Annotated in this window: 10 protein-coding genes; 9 read left to right on the forward strand and 1 reads right to left on the reverse strand. The window is 54.1% G+C overall.

Annotated elements, in window-relative coordinates; genetic code table 11:
- Positions 1–243 precede the first annotated feature (243 nt).
- Positions 244–621: a type II toxin-antitoxin system HigB family toxin gene (locus ABF979_RS11645; RefSeq protein WP_415559930.1), complete on the forward strand. Its 378-nt coding sequence runs from the start codon at positions 244–246 to the stop codon at positions 619–621.
- Entirely contained in the window at positions 621–1,031 is a 411-nt protein-coding gene (locus ABF979_RS11650) for a helix-turn-helix domain-containing protein (RefSeq protein WP_415559932.1), read from the forward strand. Before ABF979_RS11645 ends, ABF979_RS11650 begins: the two co-directional genes overlap by 1 nt.
- Before the next feature lie 193 nt (positions 1,032–1,224).
- On the opposite strand, the gene ABF979_RS11655 is transcribed toward ABF979_RS11650, so the two are convergent.
- Entirely contained in the window at positions 1,225–2,145 is a 921-nt protein-coding gene (locus tag ABF979_RS11655; protein ID WP_415559934.1) for a DUF4238 domain-containing protein, read from the reverse strand.
- A 319-nt stretch (positions 2,146–2,464) separates the two neighbouring features.
- On the opposite strand from ABF979_RS11655, the gene ABF979_RS11660 reads away from it, so the two are divergent.
- The 7 genes from ABF979_RS11660 to ABF979_RS11690 all read left to right on the forward strand — a co-directional run bounded on the left by ABF979_RS11660 (position 2,465) and on the right by ABF979_RS11690 (position 7,465).
- A complete protein-coding gene (locus ABF979_RS11660; protein ID WP_415559935.1) occupies positions 2,465–4,432 on the forward strand; it encodes a ParB/RepB/Spo0J family partition protein in 1,968 nt (655 codons plus the stop codon).
- Positions 4,433–4,600: 168 nt separating this feature from the next.
- Entirely contained in the window at positions 4,601–4,969 is a 369-nt protein-coding gene (locus tag ABF979_RS11665) for a hypothetical protein (protein ID WP_415559937.1), read from the forward strand.
- 65 nt (positions 4,970–5,034) lie between these two features.
- Complete coding sequence (locus ABF979_RS11670; protein ID WP_415559939.1) at positions 5,035–5,478, forward strand: DUF6878 family protein; 444 nt, start codon at positions 5,035–5,037, stop codon at positions 5,476–5,478.
- A gap of 16 nt (positions 5,479–5,494) precedes the next feature.
- The gene (locus tag ABF979_RS11675) at positions 5,495–5,875 is read left to right on the forward strand and encodes a DUF6915 family protein (protein WP_415559941.1); all 381 of its coding nucleotides are present in this window, start codon (positions 5,495–5,497) and stop codon (positions 5,873–5,875) included.
- A 229-nt stretch (positions 5,876–6,104) separates the two neighbouring features.
- A complete protein-coding gene (locus ABF979_RS11680; RefSeq protein ID WP_415559942.1) occupies positions 6,105–6,509 on the forward strand; it encodes a DUF6876 family protein in 405 nt (134 codons plus the stop codon).
- A gap of 175 nt (positions 6,510–6,684) precedes the next feature.
- The gene (locus ABF979_RS11685; protein ID WP_415559944.1) at positions 6,685–7,158 is read left to right on the forward strand and encodes a DUF3085 domain-containing protein; all 474 of its coding nucleotides are present in this window, start codon (positions 6,685–6,687) and stop codon (positions 7,156–7,158) included.
- A gap of 4 nt (positions 7,159–7,162) precedes the next feature.
- A complete protein-coding gene (locus tag ABF979_RS11690) occupies positions 7,163–7,465 on the forward strand; it encodes a hypothetical protein (RefSeq protein WP_415559946.1) in 303 nt (100 codons plus the stop codon).
- Positions 7,466–7,491: the final 26 nt, after the last annotated feature.

Genomic DNA, 7,491 nt, shown 5'->3' on the forward strand with positions numbered 1-7,491 from the left:
GGATAATGAGGCCTTGCTATTCCCCCATCCTATTTGGGCGGCGCACCGCCCCCTCTGGGAGGCGGCGTTAGCCCGCCCCGCCGGCCGGCGCCACACCGCGGCAGGGCATACTGGAGCGAGCATGAAACCACCCCCTGAGAGGCGCTGCACCATGGAGCAGATCGACGTTAACAGCTACGAGAGGATCATTATCGCCTGTAGTGTCTGCGCGGAGTCTAATGTTACAGGATGTAAGCGTAGCTGTTGGGAACATTCCTGCCGGCTGAAATATCCCAGAATGGGAACATTTCTATTGATCCCAGAATGGGAATATTCTATACACTCCCTATGAACGTGATTGCGCTCAAAGCACTGAGGGACTTCTGGGCTACGCACCCACAGGCAGAAGGTCCCCTCAAGGCTTGGTATGCTCTTGTCAGCAAGGCAGAATGGGCGGGGCCGGCAGACATTCGCGCACAGTTTAATAGCGCTGACTTCGTGGCTGACAACCGCGTTATCTTCAACATTGGCGGCAACAAATACCGTCTTATTGTCCGCGTTGCCTACTTGCACAAGCGCGTGCTCATCAAGTTCGTTGGTAATCATAACGAGTACGATAAAATCAACCCGGAGACAGTGTGATGATGATGGATATCCGACCGATCCGCACTGATGCGGACTATGACTGGACGGTCAAAGAGATCGAACAGTATTTCGACACTGAGCCTGCCCCAGGAACACCCGAAGCTGACCGCTTTGCTGTTCTGACTACATTGATCAATGCCTATGACCGGGAGCATTATGCTGTTCCAGCAGCCGAGCCAGTTGAAGTCCTCCGCTTTTACATGGAGCAAAATGGATTGAAGCAGGCTGATTTTGGACGGGTCATTGGCTCTCAGCCCCGAGCGAGCGAAGTGTTGAGCGAACAACGCGCTCTGTCCGTCGCAATGATCGACCGTATCCGTGAAGCTTGGGGAATTTCGGCCGATCTATTGATTGGCGTAGGCGGCCGCACAACCCAAAAAATCACGAGAGAGATGGTGGCGGCCTGAAGCAGTATGCTGACAGGGGAGCCGAAATTGACCCGGCTTAATCTGCTAGCCTGTGGTAATGGAACACCAGTGCCACGGGCCGATTGTAACTTCCTGCTGGACAATGTCCTCTGAGGCGTTTGAGGGAAATCTGGACCGGGGTAGCGATCAAACTATATTGGGGAATACCGCCAGACAGAAATAAACTGTCGCGCTATGACTTTGTCCGTCCAGAAGAGAAGTGTTCTTCGGCGTATTGTATTATCGACTTTCTGGGTTGTTTATAAAAATATTTCCGAATGAATTCATTGTTATTAGCATCACGAGAGGCAACAAAAAGTCTGGCGCCACTGACAATCTGCATGTTAACCCTGCGGGTCAACTCTTCATTCAAGTTCTTTATCTGTAAATATGTTAGCATATTGTTTGTCGCTAAAAATAGTTTTGTTTGGCTTATAGGAATAACAATATGGCCATTACTGTATTTGATTCCATTCGACATCAACAATGGTTCATCTGACAATAGGAACGAACCACTAGGAATTTCAAGAACAAACCAAAGCATATTAGTAATGTAATGAATAAGGGGCTTATTTTCAATGGAGTATTTAAAAGCATAAAATGCGCCTTGTTGCATTTCTTCTGGGTGTGCGGCTGTTAAATAGTCTTCATAATTGTCTGGATCATTTGGCAGTTTGGTTTTTTCGTAACTCTCTTGTAGCTCGCGGTGTTGCGTATTGCTCAGGTCTATTGTGTTAAATGTACGTAGATAAGCAGAAAAATTGTCTGGGGTGCGGAGTGTAAGCGATAGAATAAACGTTACCCACGCTATCCTATGTTTAACAGTAAGATTATTGAAACCTGTCTCGGTAAGTAACATTTTATGAGTGGTGGCAGCAGCATCATCAATGGGCTGCATTACGCGCGTCTCGACGTCTTGTGCTGAACTGGCCAGACACATTGGTATTTCATATAAACGTTGCTCGAACCCGGTCGCCTTTGTGGGTTTATTATGACAGATGATTTTACCAGGAGATGGTTGGGTATAGCGATTGAGGCGTCCGTTAACAGTCCACTGCGTTAAAAGGAATTGTGGAATATAGTGGTGATTTTTGGGTGGATTGCTGGATTTCATGTCATTACGGTAGAGCCAGTAAAAATTGAATTCAAGGTCATTATTCCGATAAATAAGCCTGCATGAATTTAATTATAGAATGTTAATTATTCATTTATATCTCATTAAGTGTTAATAACTGAGACCCAAGACTAGATCAAAAAGCGGCTGCCACAGCGTGGGCGGGTGCGCAAGTGCCAGGCGTTGCGCGCCTGACGGCGCGGCCTTGCCCGCCCGCCCAAGCTGCGACCGCGCAGAAAACATCAGGTGATTGATAAAAAGAGCAGATCAGTTCTGACGCAATCACCTGCCAGTTTTCCCCATGATCAGGAGCTTTTCCATGGAACTGCGCGTCGTCGATCCTAAAACCCTTCTCGACAATCCCGAAAACCCCCGCACCTCAGCCCCCAATGTTGAAGCCGATCGACGCCTTGCCCATAACATCAAGGTGGTGGGCCTCCTGCAGGCCCCGCTGGTGCGCGAACTGCCTGACGGCCAGCTGATGATCGTCGCGGGCCATCGTCGTCGCAGGGCATGTGTCCTCGCGAAAATGCGTGAAATGCACGTCATAGTCACGTCCGCTGATGAAAAACTGGATGGGCTGGCGTCTGGTTCCGAAAACATCATCCGCGAGGCGATGACGCAGAGTGAGCAATGGCGCTTTGTCGATAAGGCCCGCCGCGAAAAAGCGTATACAGACGCTCAAATTTCCCGCGCGCTGATGGTCACTCCGGCCTATCTGAAACGCCTGTCGCTTCTGGCGGGGCTGCATGACCCAATCCTGCACGCCATCGATATGGGGCGTGGCCCGGACTTTAATGACCTGAAGGTGATTGCCGCAGCCCCGGTGGAAGAACAGCGCGCGGCATGGGCCGAAATCTTTGAGGATATGGTCGAGGAGGATGCGGACCCGGCCAAGTATCGTCTGAACGCCGAAGATACCGAGGACACGGTGCCCTGGCGTGAGCTTGCCCGCTTCCTGAAACAGGCACGTTATATGGCGGTGGATGCCCGCTTTGATGAGACTACGGCGAAGGCCTGTGGCGTGGTGTGGGCTGAAGACCTGTTTGGCGAAGGCGGGAAGGACAACCGCTTTACCGAGGATGGCTCGGCCTATGCCGCCGCACAGGAACAGTGGCTGGCCGACTGTCTGCCCGAGGGCGGGGTCAGGATGGAGGTCGGAGACTACGGGCAGGCGGCGGCGCCAGATGGCTACAAGCGGGTGCTGCACTGGATGGTGGCTGAAGAAACCGATGTGATGGGGTATTTCCTCAATCCCAACACCCTGAAGATCGACGAAATCCCGTTGCGGCCGCAGGCGTTGGAAGAACAGGAAGGGACTGTGCCCCCGCGCAGCATTGTGCCTGCTAGCGTTGCGGCTCCTAAAGAGCGTGCGGCCATTTCTGGCACAGGCCTGACCATGTTGGGCTTGATCCGCACACAGGCGTTGCATGCGGCACTTGATGCGGTTGCTGAGGACGTAGACCCGTGGGATCTTGTTGCGGCCCTGCTGCTCGCCCTTGGGGGGCAGAATGTCAAAGTGCATACCCCTGAACAAGAACATTATGGTCAGATGACCCGGCGGGAGACCGCCCTGGCCACGCTCTTTCCCGAAGGTGTGTTGATCCGCGAGCCTGCACTCCTACGACAGGAAGCGGTGGCCGTGCTCAAGAACGTCGCAAATTGCACGATCAGCCAGCACAGCGGCAGTGGTCTAACGGCCCAGCTCATGGGGCTGCTGTTCGACGCCGATGCGCAGATGCCCAATATGGCGTTCGACGACTTCCTCAAATGCTTCAGCAAACCTGCCATCATGGAGGCAGGCAAGGCACTGAAACTCCTGCCTCGCAACACCGGCAAAGAGATGCGGACTGCCATCATGGCGCATGTGGGGACAGAGGGTCGGTGGGTGCCCGAGCAGGCCGGGTTTGGGTCTGCTGCCGAGGACTGGAAAGCGGAACTGACCGCTATGGTGCGTAACGCTGAAAGGCTGGCCTCTCTGAGAGGTGGTCATGAGGCCGACGATGAGGAAGAGGGTGAATTTGATCACCTGCTTACCGCTGAAGAACAACTGTATGAAACTGGTCTGGAAGGGCCGGACGAGGCTGAAGCTACGCCGACAGAAACCGCTGACGCAGGTGAGGCCAATGCCCCGGAAGGACAGGAAGAAGACTCAGCTGAGGTGAAGGACGCTCTGCTTGAACAGGCAGGCAGGGTTCTGGTGTCCGATGATGCCGATCCTGACACGCGGGCTGCAGTGAAAGCCCATCTTGACAGCCACCTTGAGGTGGTGCGGATCGCCGCCTGACGGCGGCCGGTTCCAGACAAAAACCCAAAAACACAGACCAGACAGCGCGCCTGCCAGAACGGGGCCGCGCGTTCAAACGGTGGGGCTTCGCTCCCGGCGCTGCGCGCCGCGTTTGAGCGCGTGTCCGCCGTCCCGGCAGGCAGCAGGTATTCAGAAAAGGAGAATGCCATGTGTCCGATTACCTTCCTGCCTGTTGCTCTCAAAAAACCAGATCCGTCACGCTGGGCCTGTGTCGATGCTTCCCTGACGTGCCGGCGCTGCCATCACGAATGGCCTGATGGCGATCCGGCCTACCAGATGGCATGTCGTGGCTGCGGGGCATCTGTGGGCCAGCCCTGCTGCCGCCCTGAGGGCGGGAACGAGCGTGTGTGCTTCCAGCGTGATCAGGATGCGCGCAGGGCGGGGGTGCTGATCCCTTGTGAGGGGTTGAGCTGGGATGGTCGCCACGACAAGCCCCTGAAGCTTTCTCTGAGCCGCACACGCCACGCTCGCGCGGTGCTGAGTGGTGCGCCTCCAGCCCGTCGTTTTGCTGCCTAAATCCAATGCAGGGAGGCCCGACCGCTCGCCTGCAATCAGAAAAAACAGAACAAGGAACAGGAAATATGACCGAAACAACGGCAATTCTTGAACAGATGGATCGCTATAATCAGCTTCAGCGTGAAACCCGGACTGAAGACAGAGCGACCGTCATGGCAGCTCTGAAAGCGTGTGGCATTACGAAAGTCGTTATCCGCTACGATGGTTATGGTGATTCCGGTGGCGTGGAGGCGTGCACCGTTGAAGGTGGGCAGGGACAGGAAAGCCTGACGGTCCCCGTGCAGACAAAACTCGTTGACTGGTCGTCCGCAGAGACCACCAACCATACTGCACCGTTAAGCGAAGTAATGGAAACTCTCGCCATGCAGTATGTGGCTGTAGAGCATAGTGGCTGGGAAAACAACGAAGGCGGCTCCGGTGAAGTCACCTTTGATCCGGTTACAGATACGATCACGGTGTCTCACACCGAAAACTATTTTTCCCATGAAGACTTCATGCACACCTATTGAGGCGAGGGAGGCGGATATGGCGCATAGTTATTTCCACGCATCCATTACAGCAAAAAAATGGGGCGGCGTTCCCGAGGATTATCAGGCGATTCATGACTGGTTTGACGGCTCGAAAGCCATTCTGGCCGACATGCGGCACAGAGCACTTCGCCATCATGCCGAAGGTATTTTCATGGCCGAACAGGTCTTTGGCGTCACCATGACAAATTCGGCCGGGCGCACCGTTCCGGTGCGCCTGATTGGCGAACAGCATGTTCTGGATGACCTTGGCCACATCCCGAGTTTCGCGGACTGGGCCCGGGCGATCGCACCGGCACGATGGATGGTGAGGGTTTCGCCGCACGCGGCATCCTCACAGTCCGTTTCCCCAACGGGTGCGTTGGCCATTGCAGCCTAATTGGCTGGTGTAGCGCGTATAAGACGACTGCCGGCAGAAATGGACGCATATGAGCGGACCAACATTCCAACGAGAAAACCCAACGACACAGACGAACAGTGCGCCTGCCAGAACGGGACCGTGCGTTCAAACGGTGGGGCTTCGCTCCCGGCGCTGCGCGCCGCGTTTGAGCGCACGGCCACCGTCCCGGGCAGGCAGCAGACTGTGACAAAACCAAAAGGATTCAGACATGTCTGCGACACTTGAATACACCCGGCCTGACACAATCACGGCCGAGACGCTCGCGCAGTTTATCGGCACGACCCGGTATTACCGATACACGATGGGTCTGATCCTGACGGACGGTGCGGCGTATCTGGCCAAAAATGGCGCAGCGTGGCTGCTGGACATTGTGGCGAGCGCGCGACTGGTTCCAGCCGTCAGACGCGCTGAGTTCGAGTGCTGGACGCTTAGGGTTGATCTTACCAAACACTGCGCCGAGGTTGTATGCACGGACGGAAACGGCGAGCGCGAGGCCAACATCCTGTATCGTCAGCGTCTGGAGCATACGGATTTTCCACTGGCGGAACTGAGGCTTTACGTTGTGGCCGATAGCGATCCCAGTAAAGTCGTCATGCTTACATCCGAATACTGAGCAAGAGCAATACCACGCCAGTGCCATCAAAAATGAAAAACAATACAGCATAACCCGTCGCCACATGAACCAGCCAGGACATTGGCAGCTTACCAGAACATCTTAATAGGGTGCGGCAGTAGATTGCTCTACCCTTTTTTTATGCCCTGATGTCAGGACATACAAAGGATTACCAATGAAATTGCATTTTGATCACGCGCTGGTCACCCGCCTTCTTGCCCATGCAGAAGCGGCTACAGAACACACACCAACTTTTGCGCAGTTGTGTGACAAAACCTTTCATCGTGAAGGTGTGACGGCCAAATATCCCACCAGTGAAGATCTGGACCTTACGAAGATACCGCCCGGTTTGATGCTGGTAGGCGATCTCGGTGTCTACCTCATGTCAAACGGCACTCCGGGCCTTGCCGGGCAAAAGGGCACCGATCATCTGGTTGCGTATGCTGAAGAAGTAGATCCTCAGATCAACCCCGAAGGTTGGTATGACATGAAGCAGGCATCTTTTGGCGCTGACGATGGCGCGGAATTCCTGAGCGCTGAATGCGTTCGTAAAGCACTTGAAGCTACGGTGAATGGCAAATTCTGGTTGAATGTAACTGCACAGTATATCTCTGCACCATCACTGACACCTGATAATAGCGGTATTTGAGCCAATGATACCACAGTATCCTGTTGGAACAGTATTCGAATGCCGCGAACTTGGGTTTAATAACTGGCACGAAACAGATGAAGCCGGAAATGAGATCGCACTTCAATTTGAATCCGTTGATGAGGCGCGTGATACATTCCGTAGTTTTGTAGCGAATGTTCGGGATGCGATCCAGTCTGGCAGCACAGAACCTGGTTGCGACGTTGATCCTGATGCCTTTGATCTGATCGCGATACTTCCCGATAAAACCGAGATCTTCATTGAAACCGGAGAGACGATCATGGAGAAATCACCAACGGATAAATAATTGGCTCTCATACATGCGGGGCCCGG

The organism is Gluconobacter sp., assembly GCF_047723935.1.
Classification (GTDB): Bacteria; Pseudomonadota; Alphaproteobacteria; order Acetobacterales; family Acetobacteraceae; genus Gluconobacter.